The 20,693-nt window shown below is 75.5% G+C and carries 16 protein-coding genes; 12 read left to right on the top strand and 4 right to left on the bottom strand.

The genetic code is table 11. The annotated features are described in order from the left end of the window. Position 1 precedes the first annotated feature (1 nt). Complete coding sequence (locus tag KVT14_RS16615; RefSeq protein ID WP_147794118.1) at positions 2–694, bottom strand: response regulator transcription factor; 693 nt, start codon at positions 692–694, stop codon at positions 2–4. A 155-nt stretch (positions 695–849) separates the two neighbouring features. On the opposite strand from KVT14_RS16615, the gene KVT14_RS16610 reads away from it, so the two are divergent. The 4 genes from KVT14_RS16610 to KVT14_RS16595 all read left to right on the top strand — a co-directional run bounded on the left by KVT14_RS16610 (position 850) and on the right by KVT14_RS16595 (position 6,594). Further along, positions 850–2,163, top strand: a complete 1,314-nt coding sequence (locus KVT14_RS16610; RefSeq protein ID WP_217616679.1) for a sensor histidine kinase — start codon at positions 850–852, stop codon at positions 2,161–2,163. 5 nt (positions 2,164–2,168) lie between these two features. Next, positions 2,169–2,879 (top strand): response regulator transcription factor, encoded by a 711-nt coding sequence (locus KVT14_RS16605; RefSeq protein ID WP_217616678.1) that lies wholly within the window; start codon positions 2,169–2,171, stop codon positions 2,877–2,879. A 197-nt stretch (positions 2,880–3,076) separates the two neighbouring features. After that, on the top strand, positions 3,077–3,862 hold the full coding sequence (locus tag KVT14_RS16600; protein WP_217616683.1) for an ABC transporter ATP-binding protein: 786 nt from the start codon (positions 3,077–3,079) through the stop codon (positions 3,860–3,862). Continuing rightward, positions 3,862–6,594, top strand: a complete 2,733-nt coding sequence (locus tag KVT14_RS16595) for an FtsX-like permease family protein (protein WP_217616677.1) — start codon at positions 3,862–3,864, stop codon at positions 6,592–6,594. Before KVT14_RS16600 ends, KVT14_RS16595 begins: the two co-directional genes overlap by 1 nt. 220 nt (positions 6,595–6,814) lie before the next feature. On the opposite strand, the gene KVT14_RS16590 is transcribed toward KVT14_RS16595, so the two are convergent. After that, complete coding sequence (locus KVT14_RS16590; protein WP_246855191.1) at positions 6,815–7,234, bottom strand: hypothetical protein; 420 nt, start codon at positions 7,232–7,234, stop codon at positions 6,815–6,817. Positions 7,235–7,615: 381 nt separating this feature from the next. On the opposite strand from KVT14_RS16590, the gene KVT14_RS16585 reads away from it, so the two are divergent. Then, the gene (locus KVT14_RS16585; RefSeq protein ID WP_147794125.1) at positions 7,616–7,864 is read left to right on the top strand and encodes a WhiB family transcriptional regulator; all 249 of its coding nucleotides are present in this window, start codon (positions 7,616–7,618) and stop codon (positions 7,862–7,864) included. A gap of 186 nt (positions 7,865–8,050) precedes the next feature. Here KVT14_RS16585 and KVT14_RS16580 read toward each other — a convergent pair whose 3' ends face one another. Continuing rightward, positions 8,051–9,553, bottom strand: coding sequence for a sensor histidine kinase (locus KVT14_RS16580; protein ID WP_217616676.1), 1,503 nt, complete (start codon positions 9,551–9,553; stop codon positions 8,051–8,053). A 175-nt stretch (positions 9,554–9,728) separates the two neighbouring features. Between KVT14_RS16580 and KVT14_RS16575 the strand changes: the two genes are divergently transcribed. The 5 genes from KVT14_RS16575 to KVT14_RS16555 all read left to right on the top strand — a co-directional run bounded on the left by KVT14_RS16575 (position 9,729) and on the right by KVT14_RS16555 (position 15,035). Next, positions 9,729–10,235, top strand: coding sequence for a DUF2505 domain-containing protein (locus KVT14_RS16575; protein WP_217616675.1), 507 nt, complete (start codon positions 9,729–9,731; stop codon positions 10,233–10,235). 240 nt (positions 10,236–10,475) lie between these two features. Next, positions 10,476–11,771: an ABC transporter substrate-binding protein gene (locus KVT14_RS16570; RefSeq protein WP_217616674.1), complete on the top strand. Its 1,296-nt coding sequence runs from the start codon at positions 10,476–10,478 to the stop codon at positions 11,769–11,771. 106 nt (positions 11,772–11,877) lie between these two features. Next, positions 11,878–12,978 (top strand): carbohydrate ABC transporter permease, encoded by a 1,101-nt coding sequence (locus KVT14_RS16565; protein ID WP_217616673.1) that lies wholly within the window; start codon positions 11,878–11,880, stop codon positions 12,976–12,978. Next, positions 12,975–13,892: a carbohydrate ABC transporter permease gene (locus tag KVT14_RS16560; RefSeq protein WP_217616672.1), complete on the top strand. Its 918-nt coding sequence runs from the start codon at positions 12,975–12,977 to the stop codon at positions 13,890–13,892. The genes KVT14_RS16565 and KVT14_RS16560 overlap by 4 nt, the downstream gene beginning before the upstream one ends. 108 nt (positions 13,893–14,000) lie before the next feature. Then, positions 14,001–15,035, top strand: a complete 1,035-nt coding sequence (locus KVT14_RS16555) for a LacI family DNA-binding transcriptional regulator (RefSeq protein ID WP_217616671.1) — start codon at positions 14,001–14,003, stop codon at positions 15,033–15,035. A 430-nt stretch (positions 15,036–15,465) separates the two neighbouring features. On the opposite strand, the gene KVT14_RS16550 is transcribed toward KVT14_RS16555, so the two are convergent. Beyond that, positions 15,466–18,810 carry a proline dehydrogenase family protein gene (locus KVT14_RS16550; protein ID WP_217616670.1) on the bottom strand — a complete coding sequence of 1,115 codons (3,345 nt, stop codon included), beginning with the start codon at positions 18,808–18,810 and terminating at the stop codon, positions 15,466–15,468. A 111-nt stretch (positions 18,811–18,921) separates the two neighbouring features. Here KVT14_RS16550 and KVT14_RS16545 point away from each other — a divergent pair, with 111 nt between their 5' ends. After that, the gene (locus tag KVT14_RS16545; RefSeq protein WP_217616669.1) at positions 18,922–19,761 is read left to right on the top strand and encodes an AraC family transcriptional regulator; all 840 of its coding nucleotides are present in this window, start codon (positions 18,922–18,924) and stop codon (positions 19,759–19,761) included. A gap of 14 nt (positions 19,762–19,775) precedes the next feature. After that, positions 19,776–20,561, top strand: a complete 786-nt coding sequence (locus KVT14_RS16540) for an aldo/keto reductase (protein ID WP_217616668.1) — start codon at positions 19,776–19,778, stop codon at positions 20,559–20,561. Positions 20,562–20,693: the final 132 nt, after the last annotated feature.

Below are 20,693 nucleotides of genomic sequence, written 5' to 3'. Positions count from 1 at the left end.
GTCAGCCCCGGTTGCCCTCGCCCGACTCGAACCGGAAGCCCATCCCCCGCACGGTGCTGATGTAGCGGGGCGCGCTCGCGTCGTCGCCGAGCTTGCGGCGCAGCCACGACACGTGCATGTCGAGCGTCTTGGTGGAGCCGGTCGGGTCGGAGCCCCACACCTCGCGCATGAGCGTCTCGCGGGCGACGACGGTACCCGCCGCGCCGACCAGCACGCGGAGCAGGTCGAACTCCTTGGCGGTGAGGTGCAGCTCGCGCTCGGCCTGGAACGCGCGGTGCGCCGCGACGTCGACGCGGACGTCCTGGCTGCGCAGCTCGTCCTCGTCCGGGGTGTCCCCGCCGGTGCGCCGCAGCAGGGCCCGCACGCGGGCGAGCAGCTCGGCCAGCCGGAACGGCTTGGTCACGTAGTCGTCGGCGCCCGCGTCGAGCCCCACGACCAGGTCCACCTCGTCGGCGCGGGCGGTCAGCACCAGCACCGGCGTGGTCAGGCCCTGGTTCCGGATGGCGCGCGCCACGTCGAGCCCGTCCATGTCCGGCAGCCCGAGGTCGAGCACCACGAGGTCGGCCTCGCTCGCGCGGTCGATGGCCCCCTGGCCGGTGCCCTGGACCCGGACGTCGTAGCCCTCCCGGCCCAGTGCCCGCGCCAAAGGCTCGGCAATCGCGGGATCGTCCTCCGCCAGCAGCACCTGCGTCATTCCGCCATGTTAGGTCAAAGAACGGTCCACGACACCGCTCACCGGGGTATCGCTTCGGTGAAGTCCGCCCGTCCCCCCGTGGTCGGACGCCGACCGGGACCTCGGTCCGCCCGCGGGGGCACGACCCGGGCGGCGCGCCGACCTACTCTGGCGCGATGACGTGGTGGGAACGCCTCACGCGGTGGGAGGAACGCCACCAGCTCGGGATCGACGTCGGCGCGATGGTGCTGACGGGTCTGGTCGTCGTCCCGCTCGGGGCGAGCATGGCACCCAACTGGGGGCTCGGCTCCTACGCCGGGGCGGCGCTGGCCGCGCTCGCGTGGGCACCCCTGGGCTGGCGGCGGACGCACCCGGTCGCCTCGGTGGTGACCGTCTACGCCGCCTGCCTGCTGCACCTCCTCGTGGGCGTGCCGCTGCTGCTGCCGTCGGACCTGGCGGTGCTGCTCGCCCTGTACTCGGTCACCGTGCACGGGCCGCGATGGGCCCACCTCACGGCGATGGGCTCGGCGCTCGTGGGGAACCTCGTCATGGTGTCCGGGCTGCTGCTCCAGTCCTGGGCCGGGAGCCTCGCGGAGATGGCGGCGTCCGCGATCGCCCTGTGGCTGTTCGCCTCGGTGACGGCCCTCGCGGTCTGGGCGTTCGGCCTGGTGCGGCGGTCGCGGCGGGTGACGATCGCCGCGCTGCGCGACCGCGCCGAGCGCCTGGAGGTCGAGCGCGACCAGCAGGCCCGCATCGCCACGGCCGCCGAGCGCACCCGCATCGCCCGCGAGATGCACGACATCGTGGCGCACTCGCTCTCCGTCGTCGTGGCGCAGGCGGACGGCGGCCGGTACGCGGCGGCGGCGGACCCCGAGGCGGCGACGCGCGCGCTCGGCACGATCGCCGAGACGGGCCGGGCGGCGCTGGCCGACATGCGCCGGCTGCTCGGGGTGCTGCGCGAGCCGGAGCGGGTGCCGGGCGCGCCGGCCGCGCCGGGCGCGCCGGGTTCCGCGGGCCCGGCCGCGGCCGCCGGGGCGACCGCCGCGCCCTACACCCCGCAGCCGGCCGAGCACGACCTCGAGTCCCTCGTCGAGCAGGTCCGCTCCTCCGGTGTGCGCGCCTCCCTCGTGCGCATGGGAACCCCGCGCCGGTTGCCGCCCGGCATCGGGCTCACGGTGTACCGGATCTGCCAGGAGGCGCTGACCAACGTGCTCAAGCACGGCGGCCCCGACGTGACGGTCACCGTGCTCGCGCAGTGGCAGGCAGCGGCGCTGGTGCTGGAGATCACCGACGACGGCCGGGGCGCCGCGGCGGACTCCGACGGCGCGGGGCAGGGCCTGCTCGGCATGCGCGAGCGGGCGACGATGGTCGGCGGCACCCTGAGCGCCGGCCCGCGCCCCGGCGGCGGGTTCCGGGTGCGCGCGGAGCTGCCGCTGCCCCCGGGCGCGCCGGCGGACGACCGGGCCGCCGCGCCCGGCACCCTAGGCTGACGCCCATGTCCGCCATCCGCGTCGGCCTCGTCGACGACCAGCAGCTCGTGCGCGCCGGGTTCCGCCTGGTCATCGACTCCCAGCCCGACCTCGAGGTGGTCCTGGAGGCCGGCGACGGCGCCCAGGCCGTCCAGGCGCTCACCGCGGGCACCGCGCAGGCCGGCGTCCTCGGCCCGGTCGACGTCGTGCTGATGGACGTCCGGATGCCGCACCTCGACGGCCTCGCCGCCACCCAGCAGATCGTCGCCGCGGGCACGCCCGAGCACCCCGCGCCGCGGATCATCGTGCTCACCACGTTCGACATCGACGAGTACGTGCTCGCCGCGATCCGCGCGGGGGCGAGCGGCTTCCTGCTCAAGGACACGCCGCCCGAGGACATGCTCGACGCGATCCGCACCGTGCACCGCGGCGACGCGGTCATCGCCCCGTCGTCGACCCGGCGGCTGCTGGAGCACCTGGTCACGGCCCTGCCCGCCGAGCAGCAGCAGGCGTCGGCCGGTGCCGAGGCGCTCGCGACGCTCACCGACCGCGAGCGCGAGGTGCTGGTGCTGATGGCCCGCGGTCGGTCGAACACCGAGATCGGCGAGGACCTGTTCGTCGCCGAGGCCACCGTCAAGACGCACGTCGGGCGGATCCTCGCGAAGCTGGGCGCCCGGGACCGGGTGCAGGCGGTCGTCGTGGCGTACGAGACCGGCCTGGTCGTCCCCGGGGCCTGACCCCGGCACGGCGCCGGTCGGGCCCCGGTCGCGCGCCGCGGCCCGGGCGTCGTACCCCGGGATGACGCGAGGTCCGGACCGGGGGTGGACGCGGCGGGACGGGCGCACTCCGTAGCGTCGGGGACGTCCCGATCCCGAGTCCCAGGAGCACAGCCGTGGACCCGTTCGTCCCCGCCCCCGCCGCCGGCGCCGGCCCGATCCCCCCGCACGCCGGGGCCCCGCAGCACCGCGAGGCCGCCGTCCGCGCCCGCGGCCTGACCAAGGTCTACGGCCGCGGCGAGGCCGAGGTGCGCGCGCTCGCCGGGGTGGACGTGGACTTCGCGGCCGGCGAGTTCACCGCGATCATGGGCCCGTCGGGCTCCGGCAAGTCGACGCTCATGCACGTGCTCGCCGGCCTGGACGCGGCGACCTCCGGGTCCGCGTTCCTCGGGCAGACCGACGTGACGACGCTCGACGACGACGCGCTCACCCGGCTGCGCCGCGACCGAGTCGGCTTCGTGTTCCAGTCGTTCAACCTGCTGCCGATGTTCACGGCCGAGCAGAACATCCTGCTGCCGCTCGAGCTCGCCGGCGCCAAGGCCGACCGCGCCTGGTTCGACACCCTGGTCGCGACCCTCGGCCTCGGTCAGCGGCTCACGCACCGCCCGTCCGAGCTGTCGGGCGGCCAGCAGCAGCGCGTCGCGATCGCCCGCGCGCTGATCGCCAAGCCCGAGGTCGTGTTCGCCGACGAGCCCACCGGCAACCTCGACTCGCGCTCCGGCGCCGAGGTGCTGAGCTTCCTGCGCCGCTCCGTCCGCGAGCTCGGCCGCACGATCATCATGGTCACGCACGACCCGACGGCCGCCGCCTACGCCGACCGCGTGGTGCTGCTCGCCGACGGGCGGATCGCCGGCGACATCGTCGACCCGACCCCCGAGGCCGTGCTCGCCGGGCTGGACGCGCTGCGCCAGCTCGAGGTCACCGAGACGGCGGTGGGTGCCTGATGTGGCGGCTCACCCTGGCGCAGATGCGCCGCAGCCTCGGGCGGCTCACCGCCGCGGGCATCGCGGTCGCGATCGGCACCGCGTTCGTCGCCGCGACGCTGCTCGCCGGTGACGTCATGCAGCGGATCTCGTACGACTCGCTCACCGCGTCGTACGGGACCGCCGACGTCATCGCCGACGCCGGCAACGGCGACGCGCTGACGGAGAAGACCGTCGACGCCGTGCGCGCGACGCCCGGCGTGAAGGCGGCCGACCCGCGGATCGTCGCCCCGTACGTGAGCATGTCCGCCGGCGACCGGGCGATCTCGCAGACGCTCGTGCCCGTGGCGAGCGACCCGGCCTTCGACACCCAGCACGTGACCGCCGGCGCCCTGCCGACCGCGGACGGCGAGATCGCGCTGCCCGAGCGGGCAGCCGAGCGGCTCGGCGTGGGCGTCGGGGACACGATCACGGTGTCGTACTACGCGTGGCAGCCGGCCGGCGGGGCGGACGCCGACGACGCCGCGGCGGCGAGCCCGACCGCGGCCCCGACCGAGGAGGCCACGGCCGGTGCGACCGGCGACGCCGCGACCGAGGCCTCCACGGCGGCACCGGGCGAGGACGAGGGCACCTACCGCGAGGTCGGGGCCGACGCCGAGGTCGTGGGCCTGACCACCGACCCGACGTCCGCGTGGGCCCAGTATGACGGCGCGGCGCTGGCCACGACGGCCGACACCCTCCTCTGGGCGGGCTGGGGCCAGGCCGACGCCGCGCCCACCCTCGCCGACGCCGCGACCTCCCAGCTGCTGGTCGCCGTCGACCCGGGCGCCGACACCGCGACCGTGATCGACGCCGTCGAGGACGTGCTGACCGCCTCCGGCACCACCGACCCGATCGTGCTGACCCGCGACGCCGCGGCGGAGCGCGCCCTGTCCGGCAGCGACGGCACCGGCCCGATCCTCGTCGTCGTGCTGGCGTTCGCCGCCGTCGCGATGATCGTCGCCGGCCTCGTCATCGCGAACACCTTCCAGGTCCTGGTCGCCCAGCGGACCCGGACGCTCGCCCTGCTCCGCTGCGTCGGCGCCGTGCGGTCCCAGGTCCGGGGGTCGGTGCTGCTGGAGGCCGGCCTGCTGGGGCTGGCCGCCTCGGTCGCGGGCACGCTGCTCGGCACGGGGCTGGTCCAGATCGCCCTGCTCGTGATGCAGAACGCGGACCTGCCGTTCCCGGTCCCGACCGTCGTGCGGCCCACCGTGGCGAGCGTCGTCGCGCCGCTCGCAGTCGGCCTCGTCGTCACCGTGCTCGCCGCCCTGACGCCCGCCCGCGTCGCGACCCGGGTCGCGCCGATCGCCGCGCTGCGCCCGGCCGACGCCCCCGCCGCGGGCAGCCGCGCAGGCCGGTTCCGCCTGGTCGTCAGCCTGGTGCTGGTCGTCGGCGGTGCGCTGATGCTGGCCGGCGGGGTGGCCCTGTCCCAGCAGGCGCTCGTCGCCGCTGTGGGCGTCGCCATCCTCGGCGGCGCGGCGTCCTTCGTCGGGCTGCTCGTCGGCGCCGTGTTCTGGATGCCGCGGGTCGTCGCCGCGATCGGCGGCCTCGTCGGTCGGCTCGGGATGCCCGCGCGGCTCGCCGCCGCGAACACCGGCCGCAACCCGGCGCGCACCGCCGCCACCAGCACGGCGCTCCTGATCGGCGTCACGCTCGTCGCGATGATGAGCACCGGCGCCGTCACCGCCCGGGCCACCCTGGACGACGAGCTGGACACCCGGTTCCCGGTCGACCTCGCGGTGGCGTCTCCGTACACCGCCGACGAGGACGGCACCGCGGTGGCCGAGGCGCTCCCGGCGGGCACGGTCGGCGCGCTCGCCGACATCCCCGGGGTCGAGTCCGTGGCCGCCCTCGCCCGGGACAGCGTCGAGGTCGGCGGGTCCGGGAACGTCGTCGACGCCCTCGGGATCACGCCGGAGCAGGCCGCGGACGTGCTCCGCGACGCCGACCTGGTCGACGCGATCGGCGACGGCACCGTCGTCATGCCCCGCGCCCTGGCCGCCAGCAGCGGGATCGAGGACGGCGACACCGTCGCCCTCGCCCGCAGCGAGCGCGACGCCGGGTCCACCGCGACGGGCACGGTCGACCTGACCGCCGTGGTCGTGCCGCTGGACGACTGGACCGTGCTGGTCACCCCGGCCACGCTCGACGCGATCGGCTCCGCCGGGACCGAGAGCACCGCCTGGCTGCGCGTCGCGGACATCAACGACTCGGGGCAGGTCGTGCAGCAGGTGCAGGACCTGACGGCGGACTCGGCGCTGGACATCACCGGCGCGGCGCTCGAGCGGGCGCTGTACCAGCGGGCGATCGACACCCTGCTCGCGGTCGTGGTCGGGCTGCTGGCGGTGGCGGTGGTGATCGCGCTCATCGGCGTCACCAACACGCTGTCGCTGTCGGTGATCGAGCGGCGCCGCGAGTCGGCGACGCTCCGGGCCCTCGGGCTCACCCGGCGGCAGCTGCGGGCGTCGATGGCCGTCGAGGGCGCGCTGATCGCGGGCGTCGGCGCGGTGGTCGGCGTCGCGCTCGGGCTGGCGTACGGCTGGCTCGGGTCGGCCGCGGTGCTCGCCGGGATCGCCGACCTGCAGCTCCGGGTGCCGTGGGCCGACCTGGGCCTGGTGCTCGGGGTGGCCCTGGTGGCGGGAGTGCTCGCCTCCGCGCTCCCGGGCCGCACGGCGGCCCGGACGCCCCCCGTGGCGGCCCTCGCGGTCGACTGACCGCACCGGCGACGCGCGCCCGACGGGGGACTCCCCGCCGGGCGCGCGCGTCGTCGGCCGCCCGGCCGACACTCGTCGAGATAGGACCTCCGCGCCGAGGTAGGGCCGTCTGCGGCCCTATCTCGGCGCGCGGGTCCTATCTCGGCAACAGGCGGCGGCGGGGGCGCGGGGGCCGGGCGGCCGGGGCCGGGCGGCCGAGGCCGGGCGGCCGGGGTCGGGGTCAGTCCTCGCGGCCCGCGCCGACCGTGGTCCAGGCGACGACCGTCGGGGTGACCAGCAGGCCGCCGACGACGACCGCCAGCACCAGCACCGCCACCGACCAGACGGCCACCTCGACGCCGAGCCAGCCGACCGCCAGCACGACCAGCAGGATCTGCACCGTCATCACCGGCGCCCTGCCCCAGCGGTGGCCCTGCAGCAGCGCGCGCCCCGCCCCGCCCAGCACGGCCGCGATGCCCGCCGCGAGCAGCACGAGGAACACCACCGGCCCGGGCATCGACGTCCCGCGCACGAGCGCCACGACGAGCGCCCCGGCGATCACCGCCACGGCGAGGGCCTGCAGGAGCACGAGGCCGGCGAGCAGCCGGACGGCGCCCGGGGCGGACGCCCGGGACGGCTGGGGGGTGGCGGATCCGGTCACGCCGCCGACCCTACGCGCGCCGCGGGTGAAAGCGCGGCGGCGTCCTCGCAGGTCCCGGCGGCGGGCCTCCGGAGACCAGGGACGATGGTCCCGACGACCGGACCGGTTGGCGCCCGGCGACCCGGTGGGAGTACGGTGCGGCCCAGGCGTTCAGGGTGCACACAGATGTGACAGACGCCTCAGTCGTCACGCGCAAGAAACCTGCGCGTAACCCCTTGTGCGCCCTCCGGCGGCCATGTGAATCTTGTACTCAGCAGTTCGATTCCCCCGAGCGCCGACGCTCACGCCCCCCGCCTTCTTCCGTGCGTCGGACGTGTGCTCGTGCTCCCATGCCACCCAGCCCCCTGGTCGTGGCATGCCCCTGTGCTGAGGAGTGTTTCGATGGATTGGCGTCACCAGGCAGCGTGTCTGACCGAGGACCCGGAGCTGTTCTTCCCGATCGGCAACACGGGCCCCGCCCTGCTGCAGATCGAGGAGGCCAAGGCCGTGTGCCGCCGGTGCGACGTCGTCGACACCTGCCTGAAGTGGGCGCTGGAGTCCGGCCAGGACGCCGGCGTCTGGGGCGGCCTGTCCGAGGACGAGCGCCGCGCCCTCAAGCGCCGCACCGCCCGGCAGCGCCGCGCGGGCTGACCCGCACGCACCACGCCGACGACGCCCGCCGCGCCCCTCCCTCCGGGGCACGGCGGGCGTCGTCGCGTCCGGCCCCGCGCGCTCCGCGCCCGCGCCCGCTCCCGCGCCCACCGAGTCTCCACTCCGCGCCTATGCGCCATCCCCGACCCGCAGACCGCTCGTGCAGACTCGGCGAACGCGGGAGGGCTAGGCGACCGTGGCCGCCGCGTCGCGGCCCGGGGTGCGCAGCGTCGCGCGCAGCGTGACCTCCGTGCCGCCGCCCGCGCGCGGCGCCCACGCGATCGAGCCGCGCAGCTCGTTCGTCACCAGGGTCGAGACGATCTGCGTCCCGAGGCCCGTCCCCGGGCCCGCGCTGCTGCCGGCGGAGTCGGCCGGGATGCCGGCGCCGTCGTCCGCGACCGTGACCGTGAGGTCGTCCTCGACGCGCTCCGCGTTCACCTCGACCGACCCGTGGTCCCGGCCGGCCAGCCCGTGCTCGACGGCGTTCGTCACCAGCTCGGTCAGCACGAGCGCGAGCGCCGTGGCGTCCTCGGCGGACACCGGCCCGAACGTGCCGCGCACCAGCGTCCGCACCGACGCCCCGGCCGACGCCACGTCGGCGGCGAGCCGCAGCGACCGCCCGACCAGCTCGTCGAACTGCACGGTCTCGTCGAGCGTCTGGGACAGCGTCTCGTGCACCAGCGCGATCGTCGCGACCCGGCGCATCGCCTCCTCGAGCGCCGCGCGGGCCTCCGGCACGTTCATCCGCCGGGCCTGCAGCCGCAGCAGGGCGGCGACGGTCTGCAGGTTGTTCTTCACGCGGTGGTGGATCTCGCGGATCGTCGCGTCCTTGGTGATGAGCTCCCGCTCACGACGACGCAGCTCGGACACGTCCCGGCACAGCAGCACGGCGCCGATCCGCTCCCCCTCCTCGGACAGCGGGACCGCGCGCAGCGACAGCGCGACGCCGTGCGCCTCGATGTCGGTGCGCCACGGCGCGCGGCCCATGAGCACCAGCGGCATCGACTCGTCGACCGGCGAGTTCTGCTCGATCAGGTCGGCGACCACCTCGACCAGCGACCGGCCGACCAGGTCGTCCATCGCGCCGAACCGGTGGAAGCAGGACAGGGCGTTGGGGCTGGCGTACAGGACCTCGCCCTCGGAGTTCAGCCGCACCAGGCCGTCGGCGACGCGCGGCGCACCGCGGCGCGGGCCGGTCGCGGCGTTGGTCATCGGGAACTCGCCGCGGGCGATCATGCCCATGATGTCGTCCGCGGCCTCGACGTAGTTCAGCTCGAGGCGGCTGGGCGTGCGGGCGCCGCCGAGGTTGGTCTGCCGGGCGATCACGGCGATCGCGCGGCCCTCGTGCACGACCGGCACCGCCTCCTCGCGCACCGCGTACGACCCGAACCAGCGCGGCTCGCGGGACCGCTGCGCACGGACCTCGCTCAGCGAGCGCTCGAGCTGCGGCCGCTGCCCCTCGGGCGCGCGCGAGCCCACCACGTCGTCGTAGTGCACGGTGGCGCCGGTGCTGGGGCGGGCCTGGGCGATGGCCACGAAGTCGCCGTCGTCGGTGGGCAGCCACAGGACGAGGTCGGCGAACGCGAGGTCCGAGATGACCTGCCAGTCGCCGACCAGCAGGTGCAGCCACTCGAGGTCCGCGGCGTCGAGGTGGGCGTGGCGCTGCGCGAGCTCGCTCAGGGTGGACACGGCCCCAGGGTACGGCGCAGGACGCGCCCGGCCCGGGCCCGTCCCACCCCGCGGCACGTGACGCGGCCCACGCCCGTCCCCCGACCGGGGCGCGCGGGCCCGCCCGGGCGGATACTGTCGTCGGACCCGCACTCCCCCGCGGCCGCCCGCGCACCTCGGAAGGACCCGAACGCCCGTGCACCTGCAGGTCACCGTCCCCGTGCCGACCGACCCCCGCACCGCCGGGACGATGCTGGCCGACCCCGTGTACGTCCGCGCGAAGGTCATCGCGAGCGGCGCCGAGGTGCTGCACGTCGACGTGGCCCCCGCCGAGGACGGCGCGCTCACGGTGACGACCCGGCGCGCGCTGCCGACGGACCAGATCCCCGCGAACGTCCGCGCGTTCGTCGGCTCGACGCTCGAGGTGCGCCAGGTCGAGGCCTGGGAGCCCGCCTCGGCGGACGGCAGCCGCACCGGGACCGTCGCGGTCGAGATCGCCGGCGCCCCCGTCCGGCTCACCGGGACGGTCGCGCTCGCGGCGGCCGACGGCGGCTCGGCGATCACCTACGACGGCGACCTCAAGGCGAACGTCCCGCTGTTCGGGTCGGCCGTCGAGCAGGCCGCCGCGAAGGCCGTGCGCGGCGCCCTCGAGGCCGAGGCCGGCGTGGCGCGCGAGTGGGTCGCCAGCGCCGACGAGGCGTAACGATTCCGTAACGCGCCGGACCGCCGCAGGTCGCTGACCTGTGCGAACGTGCCCGTGGGACCGCTTCCACACCCGTTTGCGCGCCGGCTCGCTTGACTTCACCGACCCCCGACCGACAAGGTGCCTGACATGGCGTGAGAGCGCTCCCGCATCAGGTGGTGGGAGCGGTCCCACGACGGGCGCCGGTGCCGGCGACCCGACGGGAGCGGCGACGTCGCCGCGGATGACGAGGGAGTCACAGTGCGCAGGAGCACGCGCAAGACGTGGGTGGCCGTGGCCGGAGCGGCGAGCGTCGCCCTGCTGGCGACGGCGTGCGGCGGCGGGTCGGACGACGCCGCCGGCGACGAGGGCTCGGACGGTCAGATCACCCTGACCATCTCGACCTTCAACCAGTTCGGCTACGAGGACCTCCTCAAGCAGTACGAGGAGGAGAACCCGAACATCAAGATCGAGCACAACAAGTTCGGCAAGTCCGACGACGCCAAGGAGCAGTTCCAGACGGCGCTCGGCGCCGGCTCGGGCCTCGCGGACGTCGTGGGCGTCGAGGTCGACTGGCTGCCGCAGATGATCCAGTACTCGGACCAGTTCACCGACCTGAGCAGCGACTCGGTCGATGGCCGCTGGAACAAGTGGACCACCGACCAGGCCACCACCCCCGGCGGCGAGCTGCTCGGCTACCCGACGGACATCGGCCCGGAGGCCATCGCCTACCGCTCCGACCTGTTCGCCGCCGCGGGCCTCCCGACGGACCGCGAGGCCGTGGCCGAGCTGTTCGGTGGCGACGACGCCACCTGGGACGACTTCTTCGCCGTCGGCGACCAGTTCATGGCCGCGGGCACCGGCCCGGCGTTCTTCGACTCCGCCGACGCGCTGGCCCAGGGCATGATCAACCAGGTCGAGGTGCCCTTCGAGGACCCCGACTCCGGCGAGATTATCGCGCTCGACAACCCCGAGATCCGCGACATCTACGACACGATCCTGTCGCACGAGGACCAGTCCGCCGGTCTCAAGCAGTGGGAGACCGACTGGACGAACGCGTTCCAGAGCAACGGCTTCGCGGTCGCGCTGGCCCCGGCCTGGTTCCTCGGCAACATCGAGGGCAACTCGGCGGGCGTCGAGGGCTGGGACATCGCCAACGTCTTCCCCGGCGGCGGCGGCAACTGGGGCGGCTCGTTCCTCGCCGTCCCGACGATGTCGAAGCACCCGGAGGAGGCCAAGGCGCTCGCCGACTGGCTGACCGCCCCGGAGCAGCAGCTCGCGGCGTTCGCCGTCAACGGCAACTTCCCGAGCCAGATCGAGGCGCAGCAGTCGGACGAGCTCCAGGGCATGACCCGCGAGTTCTTCAACGACGCGCCGACCGGCCAGATCTACACCGACCGCGCCGCGGCCATCTCCGTCGCGCCGTTCAAGGGTGAGAACTACTTCACCATCCGCACCGGCCTGTCGGACGCGTTCAACCGCGTCGACGTCGACAAGTCGATGACCCCCGACGAGTCCTGGAAGGGCTTCGAGGACGCGGTCGCCGCGATCGGCTGACCCCACCGGGCCGGGCCGCCGGGACTCCCCGGCGGCCCGGTCCGTCGCGCGGGCACCGCCCGCGCCCGCACCGCACGACCCCGGCCCGCCCGCACGAAGGATCCCCATGGCCACCCAGACGGCGCCCCCCAGGGGCGCGGCACCGCGCAGCGACGACGACCGCGCGCCCCGGAAGATCGGCTTCAAGCAGACGCTGGGCCGCTGGGACGTGAAGGTCTCGCCCTACCTCTACATCTCGCCGTTCTTCCTGCTGTTCGCGGTGGTCGGCCTGTTCCCGCTGCTCTACACCGGCTGGGTCTCCCTGCACGAGTGGAGCCTGATCGGCGGCCAGGGCGACTTCGTCGGCCTCGACAACTTCACCTTCGTGCTCGGCCAGACGTTCTTCTGGAACTCGCTGCGCAACACCTTCAGCATCTTCCTGCTGTCCACGGTGCCCCAGGTGATCGCCGCCCTCGTCATCGCCGCGATGCTGGACGCGAACCTCCGCGCGAAGACGTTCTGGCGGATGGGCGTGCTGCTCCCCTACGTCGTCGCCCCGGTCGCCGTCGGCCTGGTGTTCTCGCAGATGTTCGCCGACGGCTCGGGCATGATCAACTCCCTGCTCGGCCAGATCGGCATCGACCCGATCGGCTGGCACAAGGACGCGTTCGCCTCGCACATCGCCATCGCCTCGATGGTGAACTTCCGCTGGACCGGCTACAACGCGCTGATCCTCCTGGCCGCGATGCAGGCCATCCCCCGCGACATGTACGAGGCCGCGACGCTCGACGGCGCGAACCGCATCCGGCAGTTCTTCTCCATCACCGTGCCGATGGTCCGCCCGACGATGATCTTCGTGATCCTCACGTCGACCATCGGCGGCCTGCAGATCTTCGACGAGCCGCGCATGTACGACGCGACCGGCCTCGGCGGCTCGAACGGCCAGTGGAAGACCGTGACGCTCTACCTGTACGAGCTGGGCTGGAACAAGCAGCAGCTCGGCCGGGCCGCGGCGGTCGCCTGGCTGCTGTTCCTGATCATCATCATCTTCGCGCTGCTCAACAACTGGCTGACCCGGCGCATCGCCTCCGCGGACGACATGAGCCGCACCGCGAAGGCCGCCCGCAAGCAGAGCCGCCGCGCCTCGCGCGACCTCGCCCGCCGGGTCAAGCAGACGTCCGACGCCGCGGTCCCCGCGGCCGCACCGATCGAGGTGGACCCCCGATGAGCGCCCCGTCCGTCCCCGTCATCGCGCAGACCGCCGGCAAGGGCGCGGCCCGCGCGGCGCAGCGCAAGCGCAACAAGACCAACGGCGGCGCCGACCGCCGGCCGGGCTGGGTCACCTACGTCGTCCTCGGCGTGTTCCTGCTGATCTCGGCCTACCCGCTCTACTACACCTTCCTGCTGTCGTCCTCGACGTCGGCGGAGGTGGCGCAGAACCCGGTGCCCTCGCTCATCCCGGGCGGCGAGTTCCTCACCAACCTGCAGCGCGTCTTCGACGCCGACATCGACCTGGTGAAGGCGACCGGCAACTCGCTGGTCGTCGCCGTGATCACCAGCCTGTCCGTGGTGTTCTTCTCGACGCTCGCGGGCTACTCGTTCTCCAAGCTCCGGTTCCGCGGCCGCGGCCCGCTGCTGGTGTTCGTCATCGCGACGATGGCCGTGCCGACCCAGCTCGGCGTCGTCCCGCTGTACATCGTCATGCGCGAGCTCGGCCTGACCGGCAACCTGCTCGCGGTGATCCTGCCCGCGATGGTGACCGCGTTCGGCGTGTTCTGGATGACCCAGTACCTCGACTCCGCGCTCCCCTACGAGCTCATCGAGGCCGCCCGCGTCGACGGCGCGTCCATGTTCCGCACGTTCTGGTCGGTGGCGCTGCCCGCGGCCCGGCCGGCGGCGGCGATGCTGGCGCTGTTCACCTTCATCACGTCGTGGACGAACTTCTTCTGGCCGTCCATCGTGCTCGGCAACCAGAACCCGACCCTGCCGGTGGCGCTCAAGCTGCTGCAGGCCGGCTTCTTCCAGGACTTGCCGCTGATCATGGCCGGTGTCGTCCTGTCGATCATCCCGCTGCTCCTGCTGTTCGTCGTCGCCGGCCGCCAGCTGGTCGCGGGGATCATGGCCGGGGCCGTCAAGGGCTGACCGCTACGCTTCGCGCGGGGCCCGTCCGCGGGCCCCGTGCAGGGGCGCGCGCCCGCCGGTGCCCCGCGCACGGGCACCACCCGACCGTCACGAGGGGGGCGATCCATCGTGATCGACCAGTCCGCCATCCCGTCGGCCACCCACCCGGCACCGACCCTCGAGCAGGTCGCGCTGCGCGCGGGCGTCTCCCGCTCCACCGCCTCGCGCGCCATCAACGGCGGCGACCGGGTGTCGCCCGAGGCCATGGAGTCGGTCGCCGCGGCGGTCGCCGACCTGGGCTACACGCCGAACCGCGCCGCGCGGTCGCTCGTCACCCGGCGCACCGACTCGGTCGCGCTCGTCGTGCCCGAGCCGGACGAGCGCGTGCTGTCCGACCCGTTCTTCGCCGGCGTGCTCAACGGCGTCTCCACCCCGCTCGCGCTCGCCGACCTCCAGCTGCTGCTCGTCATCGCGCGGCCCGGCGAGTCCGAGCGCACCGCCCGGTACCTGCGCGCCGGGCACGTCGACGGCGCCATCGTGGTGTCGCACCACCGGGACGACGCCATCGACCGCGCGCTCCAGGCGTCCCGGCTGCCGACCGTGTTCATCGGCCGGCCGCTCGTCGGCGGCGAGGCCGCGGCGGTCGTCGACACCGACAACCTGCGCGGCGGGCGGATCGCGACCGAGCACCTGGTCCGGCTGGGCCGGCGCCGGATCGCGACCATCGCCGGCCCCGCCGACATGTCCGCGGGCATCGACCGGCTCGCCGGGTGGCGCGCCGCGCTCGCCGAGGCCGGGCTGCCGGACGACGCGGTGGTGCACGGCGACTTCACCGTCGACGGCGGCGCCGCCGCGGCGCGCGAGCTGCTCGGGCGGTTCCCCGACCTCGACGGCATCTTCATCGCCTCGGACCTCATGGCGGCCGGCGCGCTGCCCGAGCTCGCCGAGGCCGGCCGGGACGTGCCGGGCGACGTGGCGGTGGTCGGCTACGACAACTCGGGCCTCGCCACCACCACGAAGCCGAACCTCACGACCGTGACGCAGCCGGTGATCGCGATGGCGCGGGCGGCGGGCGAGGAGCTGGTGGCGCAGCTGCAGGGCCGGCACGCGCGCACGGAGGCCCAGGTGTTCGAGCCGGAGCTGGTGGTCCGCGGCTCGGCCTGAGCCCGCGCCCGGCGCCCCGCGCCGGCCGCCCCGCGCCCGCCGCGCGCACGGCTGCCCCTGCCAGCCGGCCGCCCGCCTGGCCCGCCGGCGCCCTCCTGCCGGGCCGGGCGCCCGCCTGCCGGGCGAGTACTCGACACGTCGAGCGAGCAATCACCGACTACTCGCTCGACGTGTCGAGTACCCCCTCGCCGGTGCGCCGCTTCCGCCGCACCGCCCGCGCCGCGCCGCGCCGGCGACTGCCTACGCGACACGTCGAGTGCCTATCCGCTGGATAGGCACTCGACGTGTCGCATGCTCACTCGACGGAGCGCGCGGCCGGGCCGCCCGGCGCGCCCGGCGCAAGCAGACCGGCGCGTCCGGCGCGGGCAGCCCCGCGCGTCGGGCGCAGGCAGCCGGCGCGTCCGGCGCGGGCCGCCCGCCGGGCCCGGCGTCAGCGCGTCGGGTCGACGTGGCCGAAGCGGTGGCGGGTGCGGGACACCGCCTGCTCGCGCACGACCGTCATCAGCTCCCGGCGCCCGCTCGCCACGACGGGCGCGTCGAGCACCGTGACCTCGCCCGTGCGCGTGACCGCCGCCGCGCGCAGGCCGGGCGCCGAGCCGACGACGCGCACCCGGCCCGTGACCTCGCCCGCCGCGACCCGCAGCGCGAACGCGTCGTCCGCCTCCTCCGCGGCCCGGCTCACCGTCACGGGCACCCCTGCGGTCCGCGCCGCCGACAGCACGCGCAGCACGTCCCGCTCGCGCCCGTCGGCTCCGACCCGCACGGTCAGGTGCGGCACGGGCCGGTGCCGGAGCGCGTTCTCCTCGGAGGCCAGGCCGGACGGGTCGTGCGCGGTGCCGAGCTCGTCGGACCAGACCCGGGCGTCGTCGGCGTGCGCCCACGCCAGCCAGGCCTCGTCATCGAGCGCCGCGACCTCCGGTGCGTCGGACCACGCGCCGAGCTGCGCGACGTAGGACGGGCCGCCTGCCTTGGCGCCGGGGCCGACCACCGAGGCCTTCCAGCCGCCGAAGGGCTGCCGCTGCACGATCGCGCCGGTGATGTGCCGGTTGACGTACGCGTTGCCGACCTCGACACGGTCGAGCCAGTGCGCGATCTCGGCTTCGTCGAGCGAGTGCAGGCCACCGGTCAGGCCGAGCGCGACGGCGTTCTGCACCGCGATCGCCTCGTCGAGGGTGTCGACCCGGATCACGCCGAGCACCGGGCCGAAGCACTCGGTGAGGTGGAACCAGGACCCGGGGCGCACGCCGTGCTTGACGCCGGGCGTCCACAGCCGACCCTCCTCGTCGAGCCGCCGCGGCTGCACGAGCCACGACTCGCCCTCGTCGAGCGTGGTGAGCGCCCGGAGCAGCTTGCCCGACGCCGGCTCGACCAGCGGGCCCATCGTGGTGCCGAGGTCGTCGGACCAGCCGACGCGCAGCGACGACACCGCGTCCGCGAGCTGCCGGCGCAGCCGGTCGGACGTGCCGGCCGAGCCGACGAGGATCGCGAGCGACGCCGCCGAGCACTTCTGCCCCGCGTGCCCGAACGCGGACCGCACCAGGTCGGCCACGGCCAGGTCGACGTCGGCGGACGGCGTGATGATCAGGGCGTTCTTGCCGGAGGTCTCCGCGAGCACGTCCAGGTCGGGGCGCCAGCCGGCGAACAGCTGAGCGGTCTCGAGCGACCCGGTCAGCACGACCCGCGCGACGTCCGGGTGCGTGACCAGCCGGCGGCCGACCTCGCCCTCGGGCGACAGCACGACCTGCAGCGCGGCCTCCTCGACCCCGGACGCGTCGAGCGCCCGCTGGATCGCCGCGCCGGCCACCCGCACGCACCGCGGGGTCTGCGGCGCGGGCTTGATCAGCACCGGCGACCCGGCCGCGAGCGCCGCCAGCACCGAGCCGACCGGGATGGCGACCGGGAAGTTCCACGGCGGGGTGACGACGGTGACGCCGCGCGGCCGGAACACGGCGCCCGGGACGCGCCCGTCGGCGAGCTCCTCCGCGCGGTCCGCGTAGTACCGGGCGAAGTCGACGGCCTCGCTGACCTCGGGGTCGGCCTCGGCGACGGTCTTGCCGCCCTCGTGCACCATCGTCGCGACCAGGTCGCCGCGGGCGGCCTCGAGCTCGTCCGCGGCGCGGCGCAGCACGGCGGCGCGCTCGGCCGGGGTCCGGACGGACCACGCGGGCGCGGCGGCGACGGCGCGGGCGACGACCGCGTCCACCTCGGCCTCGGTGCCGACCTCGACCGCGCCGGCCGGCGGCTCCACGTCCGCCGCGACCAGACGAGCCGCCCAGTCCCGGGACTCGGCGACGGCGGGGTCGGTGTCGGCGGCGTTCCGGAACGCGCCCGGCCGCGGCGAGGGCGCCCCGGGGTCGCGCGGCAGCCGGCGGCGCTCGACCGGCACCCGGTCCGCACCGGCCACCGACGCGAGGAACGCGTCCTCCTGGGAGCCGATCCCCTCGTCCGGGCCGTCCCCGCCGGCGAACAGCGCGTGCAGGAAGTTCTGGTGCGCGGCGTTCTCCTCGAGCCGGCGCACGAGGTAGGAGATCGCGACGTCGAAGTCCTGCTTCGCCACGACCGGCGTGTAGAGCAGCACCTGGCCGACCTCGCGCTGCACCGCGCGGGCCTGCGCCGGGGCCATGCCCTGCAGCATCTCGATGTCGAGCGCCTCGGACACCCCGCGGTGCGCGGCGAGCAGGTGGGCGTAGGCGACGTGGAACAGGTTGTGGCTCGCCACCCCGACCCGCAGCGCGGACGTGCGCGCGGGGTCGAGCGCGCGCCGGACGAGCCGGACGTAGTGCGCGTCGACGTCGGGCTTGCCGGCGTACGGCGCCTGCGCCCAGCCGTGCAGCTCGGCCTCGACCTGCTCCATCGCGAGGTTGGCGCCCTTGACCAGCCGCACCTTGAGCCGCGCGCCGCCCGCCTCGACCCGGCGCCGCGCGATCGCGGTGATCTCCTCGAGCGCGTCGGAGGTGTCGGGCAGGTAGGCCTGCAGCACGATGCCCATCTCGGCGCCGCGCACCTGCGGGTCGTTCACCAGCTCGTCGAACACCCGCACCGTCAGGGCGAGGTCGCGGTACTCCTCCATGTCGAGGTTGAGGAACGTGCCGCTCGCGGCGGCGGCCCGGTACAGCGGGCGCAGCCGCTCGACGACCCGCCGCACGCTGCCCTCGGTGTCCCAGGTCGACAGCTGGCTCGCCACGGCCGAGACCTTGATCGACACGTAGTCGACGTCCGGGCGGGCGGCGAGCTCGGCGACGCGGTGCAGCCGGCGGTTCGCCTCGTCCTCGCCGAGCACGGCCTCGCCGAGCAGGTTGAGGTTGAGCCGGAAGCCCTCCTTCCGGGCGCGCGCCAGGTGCGGGCCGAGCCCCGGTCCGGCGTCGGCGACCAGGTGGCCGACGAGCTGGCGCAGCCGGATCCGCGCCGCGGGCACGACGGCGGACGGCAGAAGCGGGGCCACCTTGGCGCCGACGCCGAGCAGCGCCCGGTCCACGCCGCCGAGGAACGCCGCGGCGTCGGCGGCGCGGTCGCCGAGGTCGGCGAGCTCGGCCGCGGCGACCCGGACGTCCTCCGGCCGGGCGACCCGGTCGACGAACCGCACCGCGAGCTCCAGGCCGGCGGGGTCGGCGACCAGGGCGGCGAGCCGGCCGGTCGCGCGGCGCTCGGCGGGGGTCTCGTCGGCGGCGGTCGCGTCCATCCAGCGGTGCGCGAGGTCCACCGCGTCCCGGGTCAGGTGCTCGGGGGCGGGCGTCGCGGCGTCGGCGGCGGCGGCCGGGTCCTGGGTCGTCGTCATGGCGGGATCCTTCCCGAGCGCCCCGCGCCCCGTCTTGCACGGATCGGCCGGGCCACCGGGCCCGATCCGTGACACGTGCCCGTCACGCGCAGCACCTACGCTGCCCCCGACATGGAACGCCGTCCACCCCACCTCGCCGCGGCCCCCGCCGCGCCCGCCGACGCGCCCGCCGCCGACGCCCGCGCGCGCGCCCTGCTCCGCGCCCTCACCCCCGCCCTGCTCCGGCTGTGCGACGACCTGACCGGCACGATGTTCTGCGCCAAGGACGTGACCGGCCGGTACGTGGTGGTCAACGACGCGTTCGTCCGCCGCACCCCGGAGCGGTCGCGCCGGACCGTCGTCGGCCGCACCGCCGCCGAGCTGTTCCTCCCGCACCTCGCCGAGCGGTACGACGCCCAGGACCGCGACGTGCTGGCGACCGGCCGCGCGCTGCACCGCGAGCTCGAGCTGATCCGCCGCCCCGGCGGCCCGCCCGGCTGGTACCTCACGTCCAAGGAGCCGGTGCGCGACGACGCCGGCGCGGTGGTCGGGCTGGTGAGCATCTCGCAGGCGCTGCGCGCGGGCGACGCCGACGCGGCGACCGTCGAGGCCCTGTCCCGGGTGGCGGCGTTCGTGCAGGCGCGGCTCGCGGACCCGCCGACGGTGGCGGAGCTCGCCGAGGCGGCGGGCTGCTCGCCGTCGACGCTCGACCGCCGGGTGCGCCGGGTGTACGCGCTGTCCCCGCAGCAGTACGTGCTGCGGGCGCGGGTCGACCACGCGGCCGCGCTGCTCGGCGGGTCGGACCTGCCGCTCGCGGAGGTGGCCGCGGCCACCGGGTTCTACGACCAGGCGTCGTTCACCCGCACGTTCGGCCGGCTGACCGGCGAGACGCCCGCCCAGTTCCGCCGGGCGGTGGCCCCGCTGGTCCCGTCGCTGGTCCCGCCGCTGCCGTGGCCCCGGGCCGCGGGCTGAGCCACGATGGACGCATGACACCCGCTCCGCAGATCCCCACCGTCACGCTCAAGGGCGGCGCGATGCCGCTGCTCGGCCTCGGCACCTGGCAGTCCGAGGGCGGCGACGCCGAGCGCGCCGTGGTCGCCGCGCTCGAGCTCGGCTACACGCACGTCGACACCGCCACCGGCTACGGCAACGAGGCCGAGGTCGGCCGCGCGCTGTCGCTCGTCGACGTCGACCGGGACGCCGTGTTCGTCACCACCAAGCTGCCACCGGACCACGCCGGGCGCGAGCGCCAGACGCTGCACGAGTCGCTGGCCGCTCTCGGCACCGACCACCTCGACCTGTGGCTGGTCCACTGGCCGCCGAACAAGCAGGCGACGCCGGCCACCTGGGAGCAGTTCATCGCCGCGCGCGACGAGGGCCTGGTGCGCTCGATCGGCGTGTCCAACTACTCGATCGCGCAGATCGACGAGCTGATCGCCGCCACCGGCGAGGCCCCCGCGGTGAACCAGATCCCGTGGAGCCCGGGCGACTTCGACGCCGACCTGCTGGCGGCGCACGCCGAGCGCGGCGTCGTCGTCGAGGGGTACAGCCCGTTCAAGCGCACCGACCTGGACGACCCGGTGCTCACCGCGATCGCCGAGGCGCACGGCGTCAGCACCCGTCAGGTGGTGCTGCGCTGGCACGTCGACCACGGGATCGCCGTCATCCCGAAGTCGACGAACAAGGACCGCATCGCGCACAACCTCGAGGCGCTGCAGTTCACGCTGTCCGCCGACGAGCTGGCGCAGATCGACGGCCTGGGCGGCAGGTGACGGAGCCCGACGCGACGCGCGACCCCGGGGCGGCGGATGCCCCGGGGTCGTCGCCGGTCCCCCCGCCCGCGACGCGCCGCGAGGCCCGGGCGCGCGCGGCGGCCGCGGGCGGCGCGGGCGGCACCGAGCCCG

This window comes from Cellulomonas sp. GbtcB1 (assembly GCF_019091725.1).
Taxonomy (GTDB): Bacteria; Actinomycetota; Actinomycetes; order Actinomycetales; family Cellulomonadaceae; genus Cellulomonas.
This window is presented reverse-complemented; position numbering and strand designations above follow the sequence as displayed.

Bases quoted from the DNA above. Each gene is read 5' to 3' on its own strand.
- KVT14_RS16615 (WP_147794118.1), bottom strand. From the start codon at position 694: ATGACGCAGGTGCTGCTGGCGGAGGACGATCCCGCGATTGCCGAGCCT.
- KVT14_RS16610 (WP_217616679.1), top strand. From the start codon at position 850: ATGACGTGGTGGGAACGCCTCACGCGGTGGGAGGAACGCCACCAGCTC.
- KVT14_RS16605 (WP_217616678.1), top strand. From the start codon at position 2,169: ATGTCCGCCATCCGCGTCGGCCTCGTCGACGACCAGCAGCTCGTGCGC.
- KVT14_RS16595 (WP_217616677.1), top strand. From the start codon at position 3,862: ATGTGGCGGCTCACCCTGGCGCAGATGCGCCGCAGCCTCGGGCGGCTC.
- KVT14_RS16585 (WP_147794125.1), top strand. From the start codon at position 7,616: ATGGATTGGCGTCACCAGGCAGCGTGTCTGACCGAGGACCCGGAGCTG.
- KVT14_RS16565 (WP_217616673.1), top strand. From the start codon at position 11,878: ATGGCCACCCAGACGGCGCCCCCCAGGGGCGCGGCACCGCGCAGCGAC.
- KVT14_RS16560 (WP_217616672.1), top strand. From the start codon at position 12,975: ATGAGCGCCCCGTCCGTCCCCGTCATCGCGCAGACCGCCGGCAAGGGC.
- KVT14_RS16550 (WP_217616670.1), bottom strand. From the start codon at position 18,810: ATGACGACGACCCAGGACCCGGCCGCCGCCGCCGACGCCGCGACGCCC.
- KVT14_RS16545 (WP_217616669.1), top strand. From the start codon at position 18,922: ATGGAACGCCGTCCACCCCACCTCGCCGCGGCCCCCGCCGCGCCCGCC.
- KVT14_RS16540 (WP_217616668.1), top strand. From the start codon at position 19,776: ATGACACCCGCTCCGCAGATCCCCACCGTCACGCTCAAGGGCGGCGCG.